This window comes from Mesorhizobium cantuariense (genome assembly GCF_042647205.1).
GTDB lineage: Bacteria > Pseudomonadota > Alphaproteobacteria > Rhizobiales > Rhizobiaceae > Mesorhizobium > Mesorhizobium cantuariense.
In genome coordinates this window covers 3269781-3294576 of record NZ_JBHRVD010000001.1, presented here as the reverse complement: position 1 = coordinate 3294576, position 24796 = coordinate 3269781, and the positions used below count along the sequence as shown (strand labels likewise).

General features: G+C 60.6%; 18 protein-coding genes and 2 pseudogenes. 10 read left to right on the top strand and 10 right to left on the bottom strand.

Going from position 1 to position 24796, the window contains the following annotated elements; genetic code table 11:
* Nucleotides 1–54: 54 nt before the first annotated feature.
* Entirely contained in the window at nucleotides 55–1512 is a 1458-nt protein-coding gene (locus ACFOJ9_RS15835) for an NCS1 family nucleobase:cation symporter-1 (RefSeq protein ID WP_378979714.1), read from the bottom strand.
* A 297-nt stretch (nucleotides 1513–1809) separates the two neighbouring features.
* Here ACFOJ9_RS15835 and ACFOJ9_RS15830 point away from each other — a divergent pair, with 297 nt between their 5' ends.
* Nucleotides 1810–2112, top strand: a complete 303-nt coding sequence (locus ACFOJ9_RS15830; protein WP_378979712.1) for a DUF982 domain-containing protein — start codon at nucleotides 1810–1812, stop codon at nucleotides 2110–2112.
* 228 nt (nucleotides 2113–2340) lie between these two features.
* Here ACFOJ9_RS15830 and ACFOJ9_RS15825 read toward each other — a convergent pair whose 3' ends face one another.
* Genes ACFOJ9_RS15825 through ACFOJ9_RS15815 form a run of 3 tightly spaced genes read right to left on the bottom strand, consistent with a single transcriptional unit; the run spans nucleotide 2341 to nucleotide 4981 of the window.
* Nucleotides 2341–3192, bottom strand: a complete 852-nt coding sequence (locus tag ACFOJ9_RS15825; protein WP_378979710.1) for a DUF1194 domain-containing protein — start codon at nucleotides 3190–3192, stop codon at nucleotides 2341–2343.
* Nucleotide 3193: 1 nt separating this feature from the next.
* Nucleotides 3194–3940 (bottom strand): hypothetical protein, encoded by a 747-nt coding sequence (locus tag ACFOJ9_RS15820; protein WP_378979708.1) that lies wholly within the window; start codon nucleotides 3938–3940, stop codon nucleotides 3194–3196.
* 42 nt (nucleotides 3941–3982) lie between these two features.
* Complete coding sequence (locus ACFOJ9_RS15815) at nucleotides 3983–4981, bottom strand: DMT family transporter (protein WP_378979707.1); 999 nt, start codon at nucleotides 4979–4981, stop codon at nucleotides 3983–3985.
* A 149-nt stretch (nucleotides 4982–5130) separates the two neighbouring features.
* Between ACFOJ9_RS15815 and ACFOJ9_RS15810 the strand changes: the two genes are divergently transcribed.
* Nucleotides 5131–7116, top strand: coding sequence for a BTAD domain-containing putative transcriptional regulator (locus ACFOJ9_RS15810; protein ID WP_378979705.1), 1986 nt, complete (start codon nucleotides 5131–5133; stop codon nucleotides 7114–7116).
* A 525-nt stretch (nucleotides 7117–7641) separates the two neighbouring features.
* Here the strand turns inward: ACFOJ9_RS15810 and ACFOJ9_RS15805 are convergent.
* The 5 genes and pseudogenes from ACFOJ9_RS15805 to ACFOJ9_RS15785 all read right to left on the bottom strand — a co-directional run.
* Nucleotides 7642–8056: pseudogene (locus tag ACFOJ9_RS15805) on the bottom strand (SDR family NAD(P)-dependent oxidoreductase); the annotation flags it as partial.
* 132 nt (nucleotides 8057–8188) lie between these two features.
* A pseudogene (locus ACFOJ9_RS15800) lies at nucleotides 8189–9340 on the bottom strand (efflux RND transporter permease subunit); the annotation flags it as partial.
* Nucleotides 9274–11202, bottom strand: coding sequence for an efflux RND transporter permease subunit (locus ACFOJ9_RS15795; protein WP_378979703.1), 1929 nt, complete (start codon nucleotides 11200–11202; stop codon nucleotides 9274–9276). The pseudogene ACFOJ9_RS15800 and the gene ACFOJ9_RS15795, both read right to left, overlap by 67 nt.
* Nucleotides 11203–11278: 76 nt before the next feature.
* Entirely contained in the window at nucleotides 11279–12157 is an 879-nt protein-coding gene (locus ACFOJ9_RS15790) for a hypothetical protein (protein ID WP_378979701.1), read from the bottom strand.
* Entirely contained in the window at nucleotides 12144–15260 is a 3117-nt protein-coding gene (locus tag ACFOJ9_RS15785) for an efflux RND transporter permease subunit (RefSeq protein ID WP_378979699.1), read from the bottom strand. Before ACFOJ9_RS15785 ends, ACFOJ9_RS15790 begins: the two co-directional genes overlap by 14 nt.
* 771 nt (nucleotides 15261–16031) lie before the next feature.
* On the opposite strand from ACFOJ9_RS15785, the gene ACFOJ9_RS15780 reads away from it, so the two are divergent.
* From ACFOJ9_RS15780 to ACFOJ9_RS15755, 6 genes are all read left to right on the top strand, one after another.
* Entirely contained in the window at nucleotides 16032–16874 is an 843-nt protein-coding gene (locus ACFOJ9_RS15780; RefSeq protein ID WP_378979697.1) for a hypothetical protein, read from the top strand.
* Nucleotides 16875–16910: 36 nt separating this feature from the next.
* Nucleotides 16911–17930, top strand: a complete 1020-nt coding sequence (locus tag ACFOJ9_RS15775; protein WP_378979695.1) for an ABC transporter ATP-binding protein — start codon at nucleotides 16911–16913, stop codon at nucleotides 17928–17930.
* Entirely contained in the window at nucleotides 17927–18793 is an 867-nt protein-coding gene (locus tag ACFOJ9_RS15770) for an ABC transporter permease (RefSeq protein ID WP_378979693.1), read from the top strand. Before ACFOJ9_RS15775 ends, ACFOJ9_RS15770 begins: the two co-directional genes overlap by 4 nt.
* 61 nt (nucleotides 18794–18854) lie before the next feature.
* Nucleotides 18855–20219 carry an ABC transporter permease subunit gene (locus ACFOJ9_RS15765; protein WP_378979691.1) on the top strand — a complete coding sequence of 455 codons (1365 nt, stop codon included), beginning with the start codon at nucleotides 18855–18857 and terminating at the stop codon, nucleotides 20217–20219.
* A gap of 121 nt (nucleotides 20220–20340) precedes the next feature.
* A complete protein-coding gene (locus ACFOJ9_RS15760; protein ID WP_378979689.1) occupies nucleotides 20341–20622 on the top strand; it encodes a GlsB/YeaQ/YmgE family stress response membrane protein in 282 nt (93 codons plus the stop codon).
* A gap of 336 nt (nucleotides 20623–20958) precedes the next feature.
* Nucleotides 20959–22179, top strand: a complete 1221-nt coding sequence (locus tag ACFOJ9_RS15755; protein ID WP_378979687.1) for a hypothetical protein — start codon at nucleotides 20959–20961, stop codon at nucleotides 22177–22179.
* Nucleotides 22180–22313: 134 nt separating this feature from the next.
* Here ACFOJ9_RS15755 and ACFOJ9_RS15750 read toward each other — a convergent pair whose 3' ends face one another.
* On the bottom strand, nucleotides 22314–22778 hold the full coding sequence (locus tag ACFOJ9_RS15750; protein ID WP_378979685.1) for a hypothetical protein: 465 nt from the start codon (nucleotides 22776–22778) through the stop codon (nucleotides 22314–22316).
* Between the two features lie 790 nt (nucleotides 22779–23568).
* Here ACFOJ9_RS15750 and ACFOJ9_RS15745 point away from each other — a divergent pair.
* Nucleotides 23569–23835, top strand: a complete 267-nt coding sequence (locus tag ACFOJ9_RS15745) for a hypothetical protein (protein WP_378979683.1) — start codon at nucleotides 23569–23571, stop codon at nucleotides 23833–23835.
* A gap of 149 nt (nucleotides 23836–23984) precedes the next feature.
* Entirely contained in the window at nucleotides 23985–24365 is a 381-nt protein-coding gene (locus ACFOJ9_RS15740; protein WP_378979681.1) for a hypothetical protein, read from the top strand.
* The last annotated feature ends 431 nt before the right edge of the window (nucleotides 24366–24796 follow it).

Sequence of the window (24796 nt, the reverse complement as noted above, 5' to 3'; positions counted from 1 at the left end):
GCAGTAGGGAAGCAGTTCTCTACTCCCTAGCACCTACTGCCTACTGCCTCATTTTCAAGCCTTTGCCGTCTTCGCTCCGGCGCCAAGGGCGGCGGTGCGCAGCACGTAGTAGATGATGCCGGCAATCGCCACGCCGAAGAACCAGCCATAGACGCCCCACCAGGACGGCAGCCAGTTGGTGAAGTTCGGCAGGATCGACGAGAAGATGGCGCCGATGCCGGCGGCGATGAAGGCGTTGACGTGCCAGCCGCCCTGGAAGCGGAACTCGCCGTCTTCGCGATAAAGCGCCTCGACGTCGACCTCACCCTTCCGGATCAGGTAGTAGTCGACCATCATCACGCCGAAGATCGGCCCCATCGTTGCGCCGATGATGTTGACGAAGGAAGCGGCACTGCCTTCCCATGGCGCGAAGGGATAGAGCAGCAGGGCGATGACGGCCGCGATATAGCCGCCCTTCTTGAAGTCGATCTGCCTGGGAAAGACGTTGGAGAAGTCGAAGGCCGGCGAGACGAAGTTTGCCACCACATTGATGCCAAGGGTTGCAACCGCAAAGGTCAAGGCTGCGAGCGCTGCCAGGAACCAGCTGTCGAATTTCGCCGAGATCTGGTCGGGATGCAGCAGCACTTCGCCATAGACGTCAAAGGCGGCAATGGTGGTGACGCCGGCGACCAGCGAGAACAGGATCAGGTTGATCGGCAGGCCCCAGATGTTGCCCTTGCGCAGCGATGCCTTGTCCGGCGCGTAACGGGCGAAATCGCAGAAGTTGAGATAGAGCGCCGAGAAATAGGTGACCCAGATCGCTGCCACCGCAAACAGCGAGGTCCACGAGCCGGGCGTGCCGGGCACGCCTGCGTCCTTCGTCTTGTCCAGCAACACGTCCATCGGGATGTCGCTGGTGAAGGCAAATCTCCCGGATTTGACGCAGAGATAGATCGCCAGGATCAGCATCATCACCCACACCGCGGGGCCAGCCCAGTCCTGGAAGCGGCGCACCGTTTCCATGCCGTTCTGGATGATCAGCAGTTGCAGCCCCCAGATGACCACGAAGCAGATCACCTCCAGGCCGGTATGGCCGAGGAAATGCGTGTTGGCGTTGAAATCGGCGAACCATTGCGTGCGGATCAGCAGCGCCACGATCGCGCCCGAGGCCGCCGCCGTCTGCGCGCCATACCAGAAGCAGGCGACGATGGCGCGCACCAGCGCCGGGATGTTGGCGCCCCAGATGCCGAAAGAGGCGCGGGCAAGCACGGGGTAGGGCACGCCGGTCTTGACGCCGGCATAACCGACCATGTTCATCAGCACATAGATGATCAGCGAGCCGATACCGATGGCGATGATGAAGTTGACGAAGCCGCCGCAGAACAGAAACAGGCTAGCGGCCAGATAGTAGCCCCAGAGGCTGTGAACGTCCGACGTCCAGACGTTGAAGATCGAGAATGGTCCCCAGTTTCGAATTTTGGCTGGGGCCAGATCCTCGTTGTAGAGATCAGGTGAAGCACCCTGTATGGTCATTGCAATGTTCCCCTTTTGCAGCACGCGCCCTCACGCGTTGGCCGCGTGCAGGGTAAGCCTGACGCGGGGGAACCGACAAGCAACCTATTTGCCGGCTTTGGCCTTAAAGATATTCAATGAGAACTGCGATTATCGATGCGACACGATGGTGGGTCACGGTTGCACCTGTCGGTCGATGATTCGAAATTCGGTCTGCTGCGATCTCCTTAAAAAAATCCGATCTGAGTGGAACCAACTGGCGGATGGCGCGTTTGATGGGGTTCGATCGAGCGCATCGCGGTCGACCGGGAGGAAACGATGGACTACCTGCATTTCTTTTCGCCCGTGCGGATTTCGCGCGGGCAAGGCCATCCTGTCGAAGAAGTCGATAGCGTTGCCGAGGCCATGGTGTTCTTGCGGAAATGGCCGACGGGACGGCGCGGTCCAGTCTATCAGTGCGCGCTGAATTGCTGCTCGGCCGCCTTGTCGGGCCAGATGTCGGCCGAGGAAGCAAGGAAAGCGTTCACAGGCTTTGCCCGTATCACACGCCTTCTCGACGACGACATCGCGTTGCCGGTGGCCGGCGAAAACAAGGCGAGCGTATACGCGCTGCGGCGGTAGGCGCCCTATTGTCCTGGTGGTCTTGCGAGGTCTCGCGCCACAGCGGCGCGGGTGTTGTTTTGCGATGCGCCCAGAAATGATGGCCATCGAAAGTGCGGCCGGTCACACCTCCGCCTTCTCCACCAAAAATGCTCCCCGCAGCGTCGGCGATACGACCGCGGTGTTGCGAGCGCTTGCAGTCAGGAGGCCTCCGGGAAGTGCCTGGCAGCTTGATCTGCACAGTGCCCTTCACAGCGGACGGTCGTCGTTCATGCTTACTTCAGTCACCAGCTTGCGGCGAAGCGCCATGGTGTAGTCATCTGGCCCTTTCGGCGTCATGACGAAGGCTTGGGAACCGCCAATGACCGATTTGGCAAAATAGGATGCCAAAGGCTCGTCGGGATTCTCATCCTCCGTTGGGATGGCGATGGCATTGATCGTATATCCCTTGGCTATGGCGTTCGACCTGCTCGGCTGGACGGGAAGCCCGTCGTTGTTTTCGCCGTTGGAGGAGATATCGATGACTTTCTTGGCCGCCTTTCCTGGAAACTGGTCGAGCAGAAGACTGCCGACGTCGATAGCCGAGGAAATGGATGTTCCGCTTCGCCCTCTGCGGATGAAGCCGGTATCGCCCTTCCTGCTGATCACCGCCGCCGCCGCTCTGGCATCTTCCAGCCCGCAAATGCTTGTCCACGGCAGCACGATGCGTGCGTGTCCGGGGCTCGACCATTCAAAGTAGGCAACGCCGATGCAGCCAACGTAATTCCGGCTGATGGCGGCGATGATCTCTGGTGAGGTGAGTGCCGTGGCATGTCCCTCGCGTTGCAGGTCGGCGATCTTTGGATCAATTGACGACGAGAAATCGACCGCGAACACGATAGCGACGTCAACGTTCGCGGCATGGGCGGCCGAGAGACCCCAAAACATCGAAGCTGCAAGTGTCCCCGCCAGTTTCGAGAATGATCCAGCTCGCTTTGTCAGCCCTCTGGCTGATTGCTCCGTCGGCGTCAAAAGACTGCCCCAGCCTACCATCCGCACCCGCTCGCGAAAGGAGACCGCTCCAGACCGGGGACCGGCGTCGTGATCCACACTGCCGAACATATCATTCTCCATCTCGACATCCGGTCGTTTTCAAAACGACGATTTTCAACATGTGGAAATTTTGGCGGGGCGCCTTGGCACCCACCCCGAACAGCAGCAGATCGGCCTTGGTCCACAAAAGATAACAGCCGAGCAAGGTCAGTGGCATGGCGAGTGCCGCGAAGGACCGGCCCGACCAGACCTCCGGCAAAGCCCGGCCCAGGGCGACGGTCGTCGCCAGCATTGCCGGCAACCGGCTGGCGAGCACCGCACTGCGGAACGGATCGGGCCAAGCGGCCGGCCACATCGGAATCGGCATGCCGGGCCTGTGGAAGGTGCTGCCGAACTTTCCCAGCGCATGCAGCAGGCCGGACGTCGCCGCAAGCAACGGATCGCCGAGAAGCAACAGCGCAATGCCGAGCCCGATCGCACCCAGGCCCGACAGGAAGTCGCCCAGACGATTGAGAGTGGGATCGAGAGCATCCGGCCTTGCCCACGCCCGGTGATAGGCCTCGCCGCCCCAGAAGAAGACCAGAGTGGCCAAGGTCAGCGCAACAGTGCCGTGGCTGCCGGCGAAATAGTCGATCACCGCCGTGGTGACGCTGCTTCCCTCAAGCAAGCCGACCGGCGCGGTGGCAATCTGGATCGCAAGACCTACGATAAGGCCGAGCGCGTTGCCGCTGTTGTAATAGCCGCCCGGTCCCCTCATGCGGGCGCGAAGCGCCGATACCAAATTTGCGAGCGGAAGAAGGATTGTCCGCGCGTTCATCACAGCGCCCTCGCGACAAGTCCGGCCGCCATCGATAAGGCCTCACCCGCAAGGGTCATCACGTTTCTCCACCGGACCTGAATTGTTGGGGTGACGATCGCCCGCCCAATTTGCAGCCGCAGTTGCAAAGGCAGGGGCCGCGTCGAAGGGTTGAATCGAAGCGGTTCGCAAGGACGCGCCTGCCTGCGGCGTTCGGTTCGACATTGCAACGGACAGGATCGCACCCAGAATGATGCCGGCACCCAAGGCGCTCGCGGACGAGCTCCGCTCGCCGAGAAAGATCGCCGCGCCCAGCGCCCCAAAAACGCTTTCTGCACTGACGATCACGGCGGCGTGGCTGGCCGGCGTAAAGCGGAGGGCAACCGTCTGTATGCCGAAGGCAATCGCCGTGGAGAACACGCCGAGGATCGCCAGTTCCGGGCCGGCTGCGAATGCGGCAGCCAACGACAGATTGCCTTGCATTGCCCCGAGCGGCAGGGCGAAGGCTGCGGCGCCGAGGAACTGTGTCGCGGCCGCAGTGAACGGCCGCGCATATGCCTGCATGTGCCGGCCCAGCTCGACTGCCCAGAGCGCATAGCAGGCGGCCGACAGGATGGCGGTGAGATCGCCGCTGCTGAGCCCGGCGATCCCATCCGACAATAGCAGGGCTCCAACCACGGTCAGCCCGGCGGCGACTGTGAGACTCGCTGTCGGACGTTCGCCGACGAGCAACCAGGCGGCCAGGGGTGTCATTACCGTTGCCGTGCTCACCAGGAAGCTTGCATTCGTGACGGAGGCGCCGAGATAGCAAAGCTGCTGGAGCGTGATGGAGATGGCAAACAGTACGCACACCCTGGCCAAGCTGGAAAAATAGCCCAGCCCGATCGGTAGTCGCCTTTCCATCAAGACAAAGGGCAGCACCAGCAACCCACCGATCAGGCAGCGCAGACCTACCGCACTCAGTGCGTCGAGATGCACAAGCACCATCTTTTGCGAGACATTGCCGAAGCCCCACAAAGCAGCTGCAAATAGCAGCAGCAAATTGGCTCTTGTCCTGGACACGCGCCCCCTCGAACCAAGCCTTTCGTTGACTTGTCGCCTAATTTAGCAAAGCCTAAATGACCTGCCGTCATGGCGGCGCTTGAACGCGGGGGGCCGACAGTTGCGAAGCGTTAGTTTTGAGTTAGGATTTCGTCAGGCTGGGATAGCAAATGCAAAGTGAGGACAGCGGCGCTGCAAATAGAATCTCACTCTTCGGCGGTTTCCGGATTGAAAATGAAACGGCTGGTCCGCTTCGGCTGACCGGGAAGCGGGGGCCAGCAATCATTGCTTATCTGGCCCGGTGTCCGGGCATGACGGCGACACGGGAGAGGCTGGCTGACCTGCTGTGGGGCGACAGCGATGGCGAACATTCGCGCAACAGTCTTCGGCAGACCCTCAGTGTCCTGCGCCGGGATCTGGCGCGAGAGGGTGTGGATCTTTTCACATCCAGCGGGGAGTCGATCGCCCTGAGGCCAGAGGCGGTCCAAGTCGACGTAGACGAGTTCGAAGCGGGTCTCTCGGCCCGTTCCGCGCAGGAACTCGCGAAGGCTCTGGCGAACTACACCGGGCCATTCCTCGACGGGCTTTATCTGGGAAGCAATGCGTTCGATGACTGGGCCACATCGGAACGCGACAGGCTGCTCAGCCGCGCGCTTGAGTCCTTCGAAAAACTGGCTCGTCTCGTCGACCCTGATGCCGGGCTGGTCCTGGCCGATCGCGTTCTGGCCATGGAACCGACACGGGAAGAATCCTATCGGCTCAAGATGGAATTGCTCCTCGCATGTGGCCAACGCGACAGGGCAATTAGGACATACGAGGCTTGCAGAAGCATGCTGAAGAAGGAGTTCGGCGTCGAAGCCGGCCCTGAAACACGGGCGCTTTGGCAATCCCTGCTCCTTGCTGCCGACACCGCCTCAAATGCGCAGTCGGCAAGTGGTGTTCCGACCAGCCAGCGCCTCGGGCATCCGTCTATCAGCGTTGCCGACTTCATCAATCTGACCGGAAAGCAAGGCGACGATTTTTTCGCCAAGGGACTCGTCCAGGACATCACGACGGCCCTCTCCGAAGTGGCGGACTATGTCGTGCTCGCAGCGCTTCCGCCCATCGAAAAGAACGGCCCAGGCGAAGAAGCCAAAACGCCAGGGATACTCCGGGCGCGATATATGCTCAGCGGCAGCATCCAGAGATCCGGCACTGGGCTGAGGGTGAACGTCCAGCTCGTCGATGCAGCCGGCGGCCACCACGTCTGGGCCCAGAAGTTCGACGGCCACTCCGAGAACGCGCTCGAATTCCAGGACAGGATCGCACAGTCTGTTGTTCTTGCTGTGATCCTCGAACTTCAACTGACCAACTGGAAGGTTCGAGACAAAAGCCCGCCTGGCCCCCCTGAAGTGCGCAGGTTGGTGAACGAGGCTCTCATGAAGTATTTTGAGATGACCCGGGACTCGCTGTCGGTCGGGATAGAGCTTGCCGAGAAGGCCCTCTCGATAGGTCCCGACAACGCCCGTGCAAAGCGGACGCTCTCGATCGTGATTTCCATGGGCGTGGCGTTTGGCGCACTGCCTCGGGAGGAAGGGCAGATCGAGCGTGCGGTTGAGCTTGCGGAAGCCGCGGTGAGGGCGGTGCCGGACGATGAAATTGCCCGATGCATCCTGTCATTCGCTCTCGAAAGTTCCGGCCGTATCGATGAGGCGATCGCCGAATGCCAACATGCGATCAGCCTCAACCCAAGCTATCCGACGGGCCACGGCGACATTTCGATGCTCTTTGCGTTGCGCGGACAAGTCAGCGAAGCCGTGCGAGAGGCCAACGAGGCAATCCGGCTCGGAACGCATGACGTCATCGACTTCTGGCGTCACCACGGCTTGGCTGTGGCGCTGTTCGCCGGCGGAGACGACCGGCGGGCGCTCGAAGTCGCTCGCAAAGTGGTCAGGACAAAGCCGGGCTTCGTTCGTGGCGCCCTTTATTGGGCCGCGGCCGCTTCGGCAACCGGAAACAGCGATGAAGCGACACGGGCCATCCATCATTGCCTGTCACAGCTTCCCCATCTCAACCTGGGTAATGTCTGTCCCGGCTTTGTGCCACGCTATGTGAAGGATCATCATCACTCGAGATTCCTTGAAATGTTGTCGAGGGCTGGCCTTCCCAGTTCCTAGGCGCATCATTGGGGCATACTCCCTTCGTCATACGAAGCTGGAGGGTTCCGTCCGCTACCCAGTCATTGGAAGTCGATGATGCGTTGGCAATTCTGAACAGGTCGACCTATAGTCTACCCATGTGATTGAGGTAGTCGGTGCGCCACGCCGTCGCGCGGCCAGGTCGTCCGGCGATTTGCGGCGGATTTCTCCGAGAGCGAATTTTAGTTTGGTGAAGGTTGGCAATTCGTGCGCTACGTGTGCACTGACGCGTCGGAACCAGGAATCGGGGCGTGTCATGGAGTAAAGTCAAGTTCACACGACGCGACCAAACCCATCGAATTTGCGAAAAAGATGCAAGAATATCAATCTTTTAGAATAGCCATAGCCCCGATGATGGATGGGGCAGATAATTAAATAAAATCAATTAGCTAGAGGAATTCGTGTGCAAGAACTGCACACGAAAATTCTGCTTCTCTTCCATTTCGCTCGTGAATTGGTGCAATCGTTGGTAGCGATGTGGTCAGTCGCCCTGCGCTCGGCCTCCTAGCGCGCGCTGTCTATAATCGTGCCGCCACCGGGGTGAGGCTATAGCCAGTCAGGAACTGCGCATCCTTGCTCGCGAGGAACAGGACGACAGGCGCGATGTCCTCTTCTGGCGATCCATGCCGCACGAGCGCATTGGTTGCCGGAGGCGTGTCGGGTCCCGCTCCCCAGGTGTCCGCGACCGGCAGGACGTTGTTCACGGTGATCTTGTCGGCGCCCCACTCCCGCGCGGCGGTCCGCGTCAGCGCCCGCACGGCCTCCTTCGCCGTAGGGACCATAGGGCAGCAACCCGGTGATACCGGCCAGTGAGGCGAAGTTGATAACGCGGCCCTCTCCGCTGTCCTTGAGATGGGGATAGCAGGCCTGCATCGTCCGAAGATAGGTGATTTGGGCCCATGTCGAGATTGCGCTGCATCCAAAGGGGAGAGGGTTCCAGGCCGAGACCTGTGGTCCGCACCGGCGATCGCGCCTGCGACGAACCGAGTCTGAGATAGATGGCGGGCACGACGAAGAGGTTGAGAAGCGTTGACGTGATCAGCCCGCCCAGAATGATGATGGCCATCGGATGTTCGATTTCCTGGCCTGGAATGTTGCCTGTAATGACCAGGGGAACGAGCGCGAGGCCGGTTGCCAGCGTCGTCATGAGAATGGGCGAAAGGCGTTCGCGCGCGCCGCGCAGGACAAGCTCCGGTCCGAAGGGCTCGCCCTCTTCGCGCTCCAGATGCAGGAAATGGTGGATCAGGAGTACGCCGTTGCGGGCCGCGATGCCCAATACCGTCAGGAACCCCACGAGGCCGCCTAGCGAGATGATGCTGTCGCCCAGATAGGCCGCGATGACCCCGCCGACCAGGGCGGCCGGCAGTGACAGGAACACCAGGGCAGCGAGCCTCCAGCTTCTCAGGGAGGCCTGCAGCAGCATGAAGATTATGACTGCGGCGACGATCGAGGCATAGAGGAGCCGGCTTTGCGCCGCATTGCGTTCCGCAGCCTCGCCCAGCAGTTGGGCATGATAGCCGAGTGGAAAGTCGATCTTGGCCAGTCGCTCCTCCACCTCGCGGACGACCGAGCCCAGGTCGCGGTCGCGCACATTGGCATGCACGTCATGGCGGCGCGAGGCGTTCTCGCGCTTGATGGTGCTGGCCACCGGAGCAATCTTGACTTCGGCAATGTCGCCGAGCAAGACCTGACCGCCGTCGGGCGTATCAAGGAGAAGGTTCTGCACGTCGTCAAGGCCGCGCCGCGATTTGGGCGTCGACCAAACCATGACGTCATACACCTTTCCGATGCGATGGACGTCGCTCACCTCGTGACCGGCGAAGATCACCGCAGCGGCGCGGCGAACGTCCCCGGGCTTGAGACCCCTGGCAGCCGCCTTGGCGATATCCACGGTGACCTGAATTTGCGGCACCTTCTTCTGCAACTCCTCGTGCAGGTCGACCAGGCCCTCGATGCCGGTCAGGGCGTCGCGGACCCTCACTGCCTGCTCGCGCAGCACCGCCGTGTCGGGCCCGAAAATCCGAACCACTATCGACTCGCCCGAGCCGGTGAGCACTTCCTTCACGCGTTCTCGGAGATAGGTCTGGACATCGCGATAGATGCCGGGATAGCCGCCGACCGTGTCCTGTATGGTTTTCAGGGTCTTGTCGTAGTCGACCTTCGGATCAACGCTGATCCAGTTCTCCGTGAAGTCGATGCCCACGACCTCGTCGGCCACAAGCGCCCGGCCGATGTGAGCGCCGAAGTTGCGCACCCGGGAATGGATCTCAGTTCTTTGCTGGCAGCTACCGTCATCCGGTACATCTCAGCATGCGATGTCCCGGGTGGCGTCACCCAGTGCATGAGGAAGTCGCGCTCCTTGAAGGACGGCAGCAGCGAGGTCCCGAGCAGCGGCCAAACGGCTAACCCCGCGACCACGACCAACGCGGTGCTCGCAAAGATCGCGCGAGGAGCCGCGATGATCCGCGACAGCATGGCGGCATAGCCGCGCTGCAACCACCCGACCAGCGGCGAGACGCGCTCGATCGGCGCTCCTTGAAGAAGGATAAGGCAGAATGCCGGCGTCACCGTCAGCGCCACAGCCATGGAAGCGAGGAGCGCGATGGAATAGGACGTCGCCAGCGGCACGAAGAAGGTGCCCGACAGGCCGCCCATGAAGAACACAGGAACAACCGAGATGACGATAATGAGGGTCGCGGCGACGATCGGGCTGCGGATCTCGAGCGATGCTTCCAGGATGACCGATGCCACCGATTCGCCGGCGCTGCTTCGGCGATTCTCGCGCAATCGCCGCGTGATGTTTTCGACGTCGATGATAGCGTCGTCCACCACCGATCCCACCGCCACGACAAAGCCGGCCAGCACCATCGTGTTGATAGTCGTTCCGAGCCAGTAGAGAACAAGTCCCGCGGCGACCAGCGACAGCGGAATTGCCAGCAGGCTGATGAGCGCCACCCGCCACTCGAACAGGAAGGCGCCGAGAACGCAGACCACCAGGATTGCTCCCACCAGCAAGGCCATTGTCAGATTATGGACCGAGAGCTCGATGAACGTCGCCGGGCGGAATATCTGCAGGTCGACATCGATGCCCTTGAGGCCATCCCCCATTTCGGCGAAGGCGGCCTCGACGCCGCGCGTGACCTCCAGTGTGTTCGCCCACGGGAACTTCTCGACGATCAGCATCATGCCGGGACCGTCATTGATAACAGCGTCGCCGATCGGCAGCGGTTCGTCCCAGATGACATCGGCAACGTCCGCCAGTACCCGCTGCCCGCCGGCCTTTGACTCAATCGGAATTCTCTTGACGTCGTCCAACTTCACGGCGGCCGCAATATCAGCCCCGATATAAAGCCGCTGGTTGGCGGTGTCGATGAAGCCTACGGTCTGGCTCTTGGCTGAGTTCGCCATCGGCAGGAGGCCGAAGTCCAGCGCATCGGCCGAAGCCTCCATGACCTCGTTCAGCGTCACGCCGTGTTTCAGCATGCGTGCGGGATCGACCTGGATCTGCAGCTGTTTGAGCTTTTCGCCCCACATCGCCACGTTGGCGACGCCGGGCACGCGCAGCAGGCGGAAGCGGATCTTCCAGTAGGCGGTCATCGAAAGGTCGAGCGGAGTGAGCTCCTTCGACGAGAGGCCGATCTTCATGGTGCGGCTGGTCGAGGACAAGGGCTGCAGCATGACGGGCGGGCTCGAGCCGAACGGCAGTCTGGCCGACGCAAGTTGCACGCGCTCCTGGACGAGCTGCCGGGCGTGCATGATATCGGTTCCCCGCTTGAAGATCATGACGATCGAGGACAGCGACATCACGCTTTTCGAGCGGATGACGTCGAGTTCCGGCGTGCCGCGCAGTGCATCCTCGAGAGGAATGGTGATCAGCTCCTCGACCTCGGCGGTCGACATGCCGATACCCTCGGTTTGAATCTCAACCAGCGGCGGGGCGAATTCGGGGAAGACATCCACGGGCATCTTGCGGAAGACGTCCAAGCCCAGCAGCACCATCAGCGCTGCCGCGGCCAGAACGAGAAACCGGTATTTCAGGTTCGTGCCGATGATCCAGCGGAACATGGGCCTATCCTTTTGTTCGATGATTGGACGCCGGCTAACTCAGCGTTCGCAAGCGGCCGGAATGTTTCACGCCCGCTCAGTGCCCACCAACCTTCAGTTCGACCCCCATGAGCTCGACCGCCCCGACCGACACAACCATCGTACCGCGCGCTGGTCCGTCCGACAGAACCGCAATGTCGCCGAGGACACGCTCGACAGCCACCTTCTGGCGAACGAAGACGAGCGGCTCCGGATTGGAGTAGAGCCAGCTGTCTCCATGCTCGTCGTAGATGACCGACGAGTAGGGCACGACCTTCGCCATCCTGTCGCTCTCCGGCGCCTTCATGGCCACCAACGCCTGATCGCCGGGCTTGGCGCCGCCGCTTGCCTCGAGGAATTCGAAGAACCGGCCGTCGTCCCGGTCCTTCACCTCGACCGGCCGCGCCTTGTAATATTTGCCGGAGCGGCCCTCGCCGGTCAGCAGCACGACAACCAGACCGTCCTTATCCTCGTCGGCCGGGTTATCGACGCCGAAAAACTCGGCAAACTCGTCATCCTCGCGGCTCTCGCCTTCTTCATCCTCTTCGACGACAACCGCGATCAACATCTGGCTCGCCGCATTCAAAGGCACCCTGATCAGCGATTGCAGGGCTTGGTCGCTTTCACCGACTGGCGCGATTGAAGCCGTCTCCGTAAATGCCTTCACCAACGGCTCGCCGATCGCTATCTCGACCTCACCGTTCATCATCGTCCACCGCTTCGCCATCTTCTCCCGCAACGCTTCGGTCTGGATGCTCAGCCGTTTGGCGGCCTGTTCAGTCAGAACCACCCGTGGAAATGGGGAACCTGCGACCTCCTCCAGCCGGGCAGGAGCACTTGCGGGCGACTCCGCAGTCGCAAAGGGTGCCATGGCCACCACGACGAAGACCGCACCGGCGACGGCGAATGACGTGAGAAAAAGCTTATTGCGGGGCATGCGCAACTCCTCCCAGGCGTTGTGAAACCGGGCTGGTGGCGGAATGGAGCAACAGGGCCGGCAGGACGAACAGATTGATCAGGACTGAAATGACTGCGCCTGCGATCACGACCCAGGCCATTGGATGCAGGATCTCCAGACCGGTGACGCTGCCCATGACAAGCGCGGGAAGGAAGGCGAGGCAGGTGATCAGCGTGCTCGTCAGCACAGGCGCGAAGCGCTCACGCGCGGCTGCCGTGACCAGGTCCGGCCAGGATCCGCCACCCTCTTGCTCGCTGGTCTGATCGACGCGGCTGGCCAAAACCAGACCGTTGCGGAGCGCAAGCCCGAGGACGGCGAGGAGCCCGGCAAGCGCCCCAAGCGAAACAGTGCCTGTCACCGCCAGGAGGATCACCGCGACGCCACCCGACACTGCCATCAGTGAAAGGAACATGCCGGTTGCCAGCCGCCAGCTTTGCAGCGCCGCCTGCAGCAGGAAGAAGATCAGGACCGCCGCCGACGCTGCAAAGAACTCCACCTGCAGCATGGCTGCACGGCTCTCGGCATAGTCGCCTCGAACATAGGCATGGTATTCGAAGGGGAACTGCACCTTCTTGAGTCCAGCCGCCACGTCTTCCGCCACCGCCGTGACGCTGCGGCCCGCGACGCTCGCGTGAACGTCAATGCTGCGCGTGACGCCTTCACGCTCGATGGTGCGCAACTGCGGAACCACCCGCACCTCGGCAACATCGCCAAGGCGTGCATGCGGGCCATCAGGCGTTTCGATCACAAGATTCTCGATGTCGGTGATGCTGCTGCGTGCGGTGGGAGCACCCCAAACGACCACGTCGAAGACCTTTTGCTGCTCGAAGAGATTGCCAACCTCGAGCCCGGCGAAGACCGTAGCTGCCGCGCGCCGGATGTCCCCCGGTTTCAGTCCACGTGCAGCCGCCTTCGCAACGTCGACCTTGACCTCGATTTCGGGCGAAACAGCGTTCTTGTCGATACGTACGGAGTTGACGCCGTCAATGGCAGCGATCGTCGCCGCAACGAGCTTTGCCTGCTCTTCAAGCACAGTCGTTTCGACCCCCTCGATGCGGACCACCACTGGTTCGCCGGCGTCGGCGAAGATCCGCCCAGCCGTACTGGCCAGATAGCCTTCAACCTTCACGTCGAGGTGCGCGAAGCCTGCCATCGCGTCGCGGATTCGCGGCAGTGTGGCGGCCCGGTCCACCTGCTCGTCGAGGCCAACCCAGAGCTGCCCGGATTCGATGCCGGTGACCTGGTCGCCCGTGATGGCCCTGCCGAGATGTCCAGCGACAGAACTAACTCCGCCGATTGCGCGGACTTCGGATTCCAACTGCGCCATCGTCCGGGTCATGGCGGGCAAGGATGCACCCGGCGCGGCCTCGAACGAAACGCGGACGGTGCCTTCGTCAAAGGACGGCGACGGCGACCACTTCAGGAAGGGCGTTGCCGCGAGTAGCGCCAACGCACCGAGACCGGCGATGGCATAGGCGGGACGGGCCGTTGCCGAGAACTTCACCAGCAGCCGGCCGTAGGCCGCACCGAACAGCCGCGCCACCATGGGTTCGGACCTGGTTCCTGTTGCGCTGCCCGAGCGGAGGAAAACCATCGCGAGTGCGGGCGCTCCCAGGAGCACCACGACCGAGGCAGCGGCCACCGTCAGGCCATAGGCCTGGGCGAGCGGGCGGAAGAATGCCGCGGCTTCGCCGTCGAGTCCGAGAATCGGAGCGACCGCCAGCAGACCGATCACCAATGCATAGATCATCGGCTTGCGGATTTCGCCGATCGCATCGAATACGGCTGCGGCGAGCGGACGACCGCCACCGGCGCGGAGGCGCCGCCCGATGGCCTCGGCAGCCACTACGGCGGTGTCGACCACGAGGGAAAGCGCGGCCGCGAGGCCGGCCAGGTGGATCAGGTTGAAGGTGGGGCTGCCGAGATAGAGCGCCACAAATGCCGCGACATACGACAGGACGATCACGACGACGGCGATGCTCGCCGCGCCGACCGGCGTCAAGGAGAGGAAGACGGCTACGGACAGCAACACCGCGGCGGCGATCAGCATCCGGGCCAGATTGGCGAAGGCGCTGTCTACGTAGTCGGAGGCGCGGTAGAGGGAGGAGTCGATATCGATGCCCGGCATGCCTTGGCCCAACTCCGCGAGCGCGGCTTCGACCCCCGCTGCGACCGCTTTGGCGTCGACGTTGGGAAGCTTCTCGACAACGAGGATGAGGCCAGGCTCTCCGTTGATGATGGCATCGCCGATCAGCGGCGGATGGCCTTCGACGACGTCGGCGACGTCGCTGAGCTTGAGAGCGGAAGACGCGACAGCGACCTTCGTCAGATCGCTGGCCTTGCTGATCGGTTGCACATGCTGGATACCGAGCCTCTGGTTCGGCGTGTCGATCCAGCCTCCGCTTCCGAGTACTGACGCTTCGAGATAAGTCAGCGGCGAGACCCAAAGCGAATCCCCGGCGCTCTCTATGGCTTCCTCGAGCGAGATGCCGGCCGACTCCAGGCGTTGAGTTTCGATTTGCACCTGGAGCTGGCGAGCGCGCTGGCCCCAGATCGCGACGTTGGCGACGCCCGGTACGCTGAGCAGCTTCGGCGTCATCGTCCACCGGGCGAGCACCGACATGTCGATCAGCGGCACGGTCTTCGACGACAGTCCGACGATCATGGCCCGGCCTACCGCCGACTTCGGCTGCAGCATGGCGGGTGGCTTCGAGACATTGGGCAGCGCCCAAGCCATCGTAAGACGCTCCTGCACCATTTGCCGGGCCTTCATCGGATCCGTGCCGGGCTCGAAGGTGAGCAACACCGAAGCCATCCCCGGTACCGACTTGGAATGAATCGATTTGAGGAAGGGCGTCGCGGTCAGAATCTCCTCGAGATTGATGGTCACCAGGCTTTCCACTTCGCCTGTCGACAAGCCGAGCGCCTCGGTCTGCACCTCCACCATCGGCGCCCCGAACTCGGGAAGAGCATCGATTTTGGCTTTGGGAAGCAGGACGGCACCCACCGCAAGCAAGAGCACCGCGGCTGCCAGGACCAGATGCCGAAATTCGAGACTCAGCTTGACGAGCGTTTGCAGCACGGCAACACCCCGCGGTTCGGCAGCGCGCGAAAGCGCCTGCTACAGATCAGAGACAGTACAACAACGTATCATGCGGAAGCGCGTCGCATAATTACTTCATACTGCAGGCGCTTTTACCGCATTTTCGACAGTCGCAAACTTTCGGAGTAGAGAAATGGCATACCAATGGGGGTAGCGTTCATTGCAAAATCAGAATGAGAGCGACTCAGGGGTGAGTATTGCTCCGTAACATGCATCGGTTGCATGGGTGCGTCTGTTTCCAGCAATGACTGGACGCGCCGGGCGCAAGCTGCTTCGGTCCGGCAGTCGGGCGTAAACGCGCCGCCAACAGCCGGCGTTTGCGAGCGATAGTCGAGAAGCACGCCTGCCACGGAGACTCTCGCTATCGACACGGTGCCCTCAGCAGTTGTACGCGCTGATGCCCCCTCTCACGCTTCAGCCCTTCTCGGCCTGGTGCGAGTGGATCGCCGGTTTCAAGGCTCCCATTCGGATAGCTTTTGGTTACTGCATCAGCGGCGGCGGAAGCCATGCCGACCTTTGGCGTAGCCCTTCCTCCATTAGGATACAAAGATGCAGTTTAATAGGCGTACTTGTTGCGTATAACATATTGAACCACAAAGGGTTATTCTATTCTCTCGATTTTCTTGCCTGCGACTTGGCGTGCGCATGCGCACGCCAAGTCGCGCGAACGGCGAGCGTCTAAGATCTAGCTAGTTCCAAGATTCAACGCGACTTGGCAGGAAAACAGGGGCGAAGATAGGAGCATCGGAAATGAAGCGAGTTCAACTCGGCGGCGTTATTGCCGCAGCGCTTTTTGTGATGTCGCCGCTTATTGGCTACGGCCAAGCCTCTGACCCGATATTCGCAGACTTTGACCCAAAAAACTTTGATGACTTGGCGAAGATTGACAACAAGTTACTCCCTTTGACACCCGGTAAGAAACTTGTTCTGGAAGGAAAAGCGATTGATGTCGAGGGTGATGAAGAAACCCATCGCATTGAACTCCACACAACTGGTTTAACCAAGAAGATTGGTGGCGTCAGAACTGTCGTTGTCTATACGAACGACTATGCGGATGACGAGCTGGTGGAGTCGGAGATTTCATTCTTCGCGCAGGACAAGATGGGGAACGTCTGGTTCTTCGGTGAGTATCCAGAAGAATACGAGAGCGAAGTATTCGTCGCCGCGAAACCGTGGATCCATGGATTCGAGGATGCCAAGGCCGGTCTCTACATGAAAGCAAATCCGACCGTTGGAGAGGGCAGCCACTATCTGGGTTGGGGGCCTGCGGTCGAGTGGAACGACTTTGCGAAAGTCAAGGAGGTCGGCCAGGAGAACTGCGTCCCCGTTGCCTGCTATAAGGATGTTGTGATCATCGACGAGAGCAGTCTGAGCGAAAAAGGCGCCTTCCAAGTGAAGTACTACGCACCAGGGGTCGGCAACTTCCGCGTCGGATGGAAGGGTGACGACGCCGCGAAAGAGGAGTTGGAACTCGTTGATTTCGTGCAACTGGACGCTGACGCGCTGGCGAAGTTGAACGCCGGGGCATTGGCATTGGAGAAGCATGCCTACGAAATCAGCGAGGTCTATAAGCAGACATTGCCGGCGGAGTAGAAACAAATCCAATATAAAAAGGGGAAAGGGCCCCCAATGAACGTTCAGAGTGAAGCCGCGAGAGTCCCACCGCCGGTACTGATAGCACAAGATCTGTGTAAGTCCTACGGTTCTCGAAAGGCGCTCCGCGGACTGTCGTTCTCCCTGCAGGCCGGGCGAGTTCTGGGTTTTCTTGGCCCCAACGGTGCGGGAAAAACGACAACAATCCGTATCCTGACGACGATTCTAACACCTTCGTCGGGCGACTTCTCTGTGGACGGCATCAGTTCCAGGTATCCGGAGAAGATCCGCCGGACTATTGGCGTTCTGCCGGAAGGGTTGGGGTTTCCCAAGGGCGTTACTGCTGTCGAGTACTTGACGTACTTTGGTCAGCTTTATGGGCGATCCGCGGCTGAGGCGCGCAGGATCGGTCTGGCGTACCTGAGAGACATGGGACTACAGAACAGGGCGGACGCCGCAATCGGCACCTTTAGCCGCGGCATGCGGCAAAGGCTGGGGATCGCACGAGCGCTCGTCAATGACCCAAAGGTTGTCTTTCTGGATGAACCCACCTTGGGACTAGACCCTCGAGGACAGCAGGAGCTGCTTAGCATCATTCTCCAGATTGCGCGTGAGCGCAACGCGGGCGTCGTGGTGTGCAGCCACCTTTTGTCGGAGATCGAAGGCATCTGTGACGACGTGATCATCATGAACGCGGGGCAGATCGTTGCCAATGGGACCGTCGCAGAAGTCACCGGACGAACCCAGCAGAATGCAGTCGGGCGCGACACGATCCAGCTCCGGGTGCGTGTGCCGCCGGGGTCGGTTGCGCAAGCCCAGCAAGTCCTGGACACGCTGCCCAACGTCAAGCGGGTAATCCCTACAGACAAGATGGCCGGCTCGCTGGCGATAGCATTGGCGGGCCCGGGCAACGGAACCTCGTCAGCAGATCATCTCGGCAAGAACAGGGTCCTGGAGGCTCTCATTCGTGCCGAAATTCCTATCCTTGGCTTCGAGGTCGAAGGCGGCCGGTTACAAGATGTCTTCCTTCAGTTGACCGAAGGAGCAATCGAATGAGCGACCGACGACAATCAAAAGGCGGCGAGACAGAACCATCAGCTGCGGCACCGTCCGTTTGGTGGCTGGTTCTCAAACAGGAATTGATCGAGTTATGGCTTGGGCAGCGCGTGCTCAACCTGCTCATCCTGTTTAGTGTCCTGATGTCGATCACGGCGCTTCTCGTGGCAACCAACAATGAAGTGCAACTGCTACCGTTGAGCGAAACGGTCCTGGTGGCGCTTACGGCGGCCATCACGTTTGGCCTGTTCAATGGTCTCATCATCTCCGCTGAGAGCATCACCGGCGAGCGCGAACGCGCAACCCTGGAAGCGCTCCTCCTCACACCGGCAAGTCGCCAGCACATCATCCTCGGGAAGTTCCTGGCTGCGCTGTCACTCTGGCCCGTGACCCTTCTCCTCTCCATCCCCTACATTGCCGTCCTGTCTCGAAGTGAACCGGTCTTGGGGCAGGCTCTGTTCTGGGGTGCGATTGTGGGCAGCCTTCTGGCAGTCGCCTTCACGGGCTTTGGGATGCTGCTCAGCATGTGGTCAAGCTCGAGCAGGATCAGCTTGGCTGTGAGTCTGCTGGCCTATGTTTTTGCACTCGTTCCGGCTCAACTTCCCTCCGAATTCCAGGTCACTCCGCTCGGTGTCCTTGTCGCGACAACGAACCCGCTGGAGGCCTCGCGTCAATTCTTGAAAAGGACGCTTGTGGAAAGTCAACCTCTAGGCGAAGTGTGGTTTTACCTGGCTGCTCCAATAATATTCATTGCCTTGCTTCTTGGCGTCCTTCTTCTATATGCCGCCCCACGTCTTAGCCTGGAGGGAGGAAGAGCAGGCATGAACTGGCGGATTTGGCGCCCTGCAGAGGAAATCAAATGAGCAACCAAAGCGTGAGCAATTCTCAGGCGCAGCGATCGGGCAAGTCGGGCCGGCGTCGCCAGTGTGGTGGCTGGTGCTGAAGCAGGAATTCACCGACCTATGGATGGGAGGGCGAGTGTTTGTCCTTCTCATTATCTTCAGTCTTCTGATGTCAATCACAAGCGTCCTGAATGAAGTCGAAAGTGAGTTGAGTCTGATTCCTCCGGCCGAGATGGTATTCTTGACCTTGGTGGGCAGCCTTTCATTTGGATTGCTCATTGGCTTGATCCTTGGCGCAGACAGCATCAGCGGCGAGCGCGACCGTGTAACCCTCGAAGCGTTGTTGCTAACGCCGGCAAGCCGCCGACAGATCGTTCTCGGCAAGTTCCTGGCTGCGCTGTCACCCTGGCCCGTGGCGCTGCTCCTTTCGATTCCCTATATGGCCGTACTGTCCCGGGGACACGAGACTTTCGGTCAGGGGGTCGTCGTTGGCGCCCTGTTGGGGACGGTACTGGCAGCCGCGTTCACCGCGTTTGGTATGCTGACGAGCATCTGGTCAAAGTCAAACAAGGTGAGCCTCCTGGTGTGCCTGCTCGTCTATGTCATCTTCCTCATCCCGACGCAATTTCCGGGCGGCGCCCATAAGGGCGACTGGGGTTACTTTGTTCAGAAATTGAACCCGATACAAGGCACCAGCGGGTTCATTGAGAAGTTTCTGGTGAATAATCGGACTTTGGCAGAAATGTCGGATTACCTTGTGGCCGCCACGGTCTCCTCCGTCATTGTTCTTGGACTGCTTTTCCTGTATGCCGCACCGCGTCTTAATCTTGAGGGCGGGATGCCGCCCTTAACCTCGCGCAAGAGCAAGCGTGCTGCGAGCTCGCTAACAAGCACTGGCGCGGCGCTTCTCCTTGCGCTGCCGCTGGCGATGGCTGCACAGACAGCACCTGCCACAGACATTGATCAAGACCTGCGGATAACCGTCGACTTGGGCTACAAGACTGTCAATGCGGGCGACCAGATCGAATTCAAGACAGTCGCGACCAATCACGGTGCGGAGAAGTCTCCCCCGTTGAACATGGCGATGAACATTGTCCTGGTCGGCAAGGGAGACCCGGTGGATCCGGAGGACTGGTCGCCACAGCGGACGCAACAGGTAGAGTTGCTGGCGCCGGGTGAGTCGGTCGAACAGTCCTGGGCCGTCGAGGCGATTCTGGCAGGCGAATACATAGTGTACCTGACGATCATCCCCAAACCCAAAGGTCCGGAGGCCACAAGCCAGCCTGTTTCCAGCCCGGGCATCCACCTGACGGTAAGGCCGTTTGCCAATACCAATCCCGGCGGCGTACTGCCAGTTGCCATAGGTATGCCGCTCGGGCTGATCGCGGTATCTTTGCTGTCGCGCAGAAGCAAACGCTGGCGCCGGGGAACCAACGCCGATGGATAAGCCGCTGCTCATAGCGGGACTGGTGTGCAAGATCGCGGCGAAGAAATCGGCTCACGCAGGTGAGCGCAACCTGTCTACGCGTCAGCGGCGATCGGCTATTCCCTGAATATAGGAGCAACCCATGGAATTCCTTCTCAGCATAGATTCCGTTATTTGCCTGATTACTGGTGCCATAATTGGTGGGCTGGCCGGGCAAATCATGAAGGGGCTGGGTTTGACTGGCAATATTTTGGTCGGCCTGGCAGGCGGGCTAATTGGCGGACTAGCCTTTGATAGGCTCGACGTCATCGATGTGGGTGACATGGCCGATCCGGCTATTGCTGGCTTGGTGGGGTCGGTCATTTTGTTGGCGATTGTTGGCGTAGTTCAACGCTCCCGCGGCGTGAACGGCGAAGTCGCGTGAAGCGCCTCCTGCCCGTCTAAGGGGAATGCGCGCAGAACAACCAGCGGGCGCCAATCGTCGTTTGACCGGTTCAGTGCGTACGGAGCTCCGAATGCCGTTCCGGATGTTCATCCGAACGGCCGCGGATCGTGATTTGGTGTTCTTCTGTATCCCTTTTCGGCGGCATGAACTGCCATGCGGATACTGATTCGAGCACGGCGAACCGAGGATCGCCCGGATGGCGAAGGGGCGCCCTGGAGATATGTCGCGTTTGCGAGGGACAAAATGACGAACTGCCCCACTTGCCACAGCGGAATCCTCGGATAACATCGGCGCGTGGTGCATTTCCTAGGGGGCTTGGCGATTCGCATTCTTACTTTAGTTCTCGCCGGCATCGGGCTGCTGTCTTCCTCGGCTTCGCTGCTGGCCCAGAATCAGAAACGGGCTCTGGCCGAAGAGACGATACCGGCTCTAGCCGAAAAATGCGCCGCGCCCTGCGCGGGGTACGAGGCTACCGCGGAGCTGCAGAACGACTGGATCTTTGGCGCAGATCCATCTTTCCTGAAATCCAACGTGTTGCAACCGACTTTCGAGGTCGATCTTTTCTATGCGCCGACGGATTACCTTCGGTTCGTGAGTGCCATCATTACCGAGCCTGTGGTCGACCCGGAACCCGGCGAGAATGCAGCCTTTCAGGGGATCGGCACATATGTCGGCGAACTCTACGCTGTCGCTAAAGCCGACCCGTTCACTGTGAGGGTCGGAAAGTTCGACACGGTATTCAGCCTCGCCAGCGAAGCCCTACCGGGGGTAAGCTCCACGGACTTGGCATCGGCCTTCGACGCTGACGAACGTCTGGGGGGCGAAGCTGTCGTTGGCTTCGAGGGTTTTGGGCTGAACCATGCCCTGGCCGCGACGGCGTTCACAACTGACCGTACGATCCTCAGCGAGTCGCTCTTTGCCAACCGCGGACGGGCCACTCTGGCGGATGGCGGCGCCGGCAACACCACTGGTTTATCCTCATTCTCAGTTACCCTTGATGGCTGCAAAGGGGCGGAAAAGGGCGATTGCTATAAGGACGGTGAATTCGGCTATCGCCTTGGCATTCGGTACCAGAAGGCCGGGCTGTCCCCCGAAACGGGCGAGGAGGAAGAAGAGGAACCGCAGCCGGTGCCTGGCAACGAATTGACCTACCTTGCTGCCGCCACTGGGAGTTTCGACCTCAACGGGAAGAAACTGAGGATTCTCGGCGAATCGGCCTACCTCAAGCATTTCGACAGCGGTCCGGACGACGCCCTGCTTCTCACCGGCTCTGTCGCGCTGGACGTGGAGCCTTTGACCTATGTAGCCACCTACACGCAGCAGAGGAACTTCGTCGCCGACGGTCCAGATACCCGCGAGCACCTGGCGGATTTCGAAATGATTTATGGGTCCGGAGAAGACACGCCGTTCGACGGGGCGAAATGGAACCTCGCCGCCGCCTACACCTTCGCAGAGAATGCCGAAGACGAGAGAACGCACACCTTCAGTGTGCGCGCCACGCTGGATTTCGGCGGACATATGGAGTTCGGCAGGTAGGCTCCGATGGTCCGGATATCCGCCGCTTCTCGACAGCTGTCTTTGTCTTCCTGCGTGCGCCCGACTGTTCCTTCCCTCAAGCTGATTGAAGAGAACGCTACGTCAACGACCCTTCAGCGCAAGGGCTTCGCCCATCAGCCCTTCACTTCATTTCCGTCCGGATCGAAAACGGGCTGAACGTTCTTGCCCTTGTAGCGTATCTGGAACTCGTAGCTCACCTTGCCATCGCGCATCAGTTTCTCCGCAAGCTTGATCTTTCCGCCTGCGAATTTCGTATCGACGGCCGCACGCACCGGCTGAGGCACCGCTTCCATCGGAATTGATTCCTCGACGACGATGACCTTCCCGTCGCGATGGTAAAGCACATCGCGCGTCATCGTGCCCTCGACGCTTGTGATCTCGAAGACCAGCTCTCCGTTCTCGACCTCCTGGGCGCAGCCCTTGATCTTGGCGTCGGGAAAATCCTTGTGGAACACGTCCCGCACCACCGACGGCACCTTCTTGCAGGCAATCGGCTGTTCCGCGGTCGACGCGTCGGACACCCCGGCAAGCAAGAGGACCAACGCGCCGGGCGCCAGGCAGTAACGAGTAGGTTTCATGGGGGGGCCTCCTTCATACGATCTCGTCGGCTTTCGCAGAGCGCCGTCAAGGTGCGTCGACCAGACACCATGCAGAGCCGCCTTGCCGCCTCTGCCGCGGCACCGAGTTCGCTTACTCTCCCGCAACCCAGCGGCCGCGCCAGCTAGCGGGGCGTAGGCTGGGCCGGGGAGCCAGCGCGACCACTACCCGATGCGGAATCGGGTGCCCTAAGATAGGACAAAACGCGCCGGCGGACAGATAGCTCTTTCGGCTTTTGCCGGCCTAGCCGAAAGCCGTAGCGACCAATCCAAGTTTCCGGACGCCCCAAAAAGAACCGGCCGCCTTGCGGCAGCCGGATCTTACTCAAGCAGTTCCTGCCCGCCCGGTCAGTAAACGTCATATGATCCAGAGCCGGTGCCCAGCCCGGTGGTCAGCCCCCGCTCGGAGCCATCATTATCCCGCGGACGCCCCGCAGGCGCAATCGACCTTCCGCCCAGTCGCGATACCTCAAAGTTGGTAGGCGGAGCACCCGAGCCTGGGTTGGGTGCAAATGCGCGGCCGTGGCGCTTTGCGGCTGACGGCCCGCCGGCTCGGAGCGCAATGATCTGTCGCCCGGCGCACCCCAAAATCTTCAGAGGTCTGTAAAGCCGAGCCACCATTCGAGCGCTTCGAATGTCCGGTCCATGGCCCAGGCCGCGCTCAACGGCAGCGAGACAATGCCCGAAGCGGATGGAGTTCTGACCCTCGGCTTCCGCCTCGCCGCTCTTGGCGACGGCCGCCGTCGCTCTTGCGCTAGGACTTCTCAGCTATTTGATCTTTGTCATCACGGCAGCCAAGGAGGCCGAACACCTGAAGACGATTTTCGGCTCGCGATACGATTCCTATGCGCGCTGTACGCCGATGTTCTGGCCGAAACTGTCCCAATATAAGGACTCTCCGGAAGTTGTGTTCTCCCCGAAAGCGCTCGAGCGTAACTTCTTTGACGGACTGTACTTCCCCGCGGCCTTTCCCGCGATTGAAGCAACCGAACAACTGCAAGAAGCCGGATACCTACCGATCCTCATGACGATCATCTGAGGATACGCCAAGTGCCAGGTTCTCTCGGCAGCTGGGACAGATGACCACAAATCCACAATGATTGTGGATTCTGTATCGACTGCCAGACAGGGCGGCTCGCAGGGGAGCAGATTGTTCCCGCCTATGAAAGGCAGACCGGATCTCTGTTCGTGACACGTGGCAGCAGCGGACGCTCGTGGCTTGCCGCTGACCAGCGCGAGCCGTCCGGCCGTCTTTCCCATGCCGTTATTGCGTCCTTGCCAGTCGCCGGGGCCGACCGCACTGTACTTATTGATGCCGCCAACGCGGCGTTCGAGGCTGTCCTTGAGCGGATTGAACCCAGCAACGAGGCGCTAACCAGAAGCCTCTGGGATGCTGGTGACTACGTCGACAATCAACTGTTTGCGGATCTGATCAACCCCGACAAGTTGCCGATGCCACGCGATGAAGTTGCGTACTACATCACGTCGGCTTACCTCCATTTGTTCAGCCAGGCTGCTTTTGGCACGTCTTCGCAGTGTCGATATGGCAGGCCGGCCAGTGCCATTTAAGGTCAAATCTGGCAACTCCAGCGTGCCCTCGATCGCGCCAGCAATGCCCTTTCATCATCAATGAAGTTGCGGATCGGCTGCAGTTGAAGCAGCGCTCCCGGTGGGCATGAGCGGGACGCTCTAGAAGCCATCTGCTTCCTTTCGTAGATCCTCGCGCAACGGGGGGGCAGCCGGACATTGTCTCTCGTGGCAGAGCGAGGTTTGGTGCTATCGAGCAAGGGCCACGAAATACGACCGAAGACCGATGGCGAGATAAAAGGCCGCGAGGTGCGGCGTCGATCGGTCGCGTTGTTTCAATGGGTTATGAGGTGATTTCGCAATGTGTGGATGTTTACTGCACATTGCCAAGACCGTGATTCCTTAGCCGTTTCCGTGGTTTAATGCGATGTGCGGCCGCCCGGCTGGCCTTTGTGGGGGCCGGGGCCGGGAAA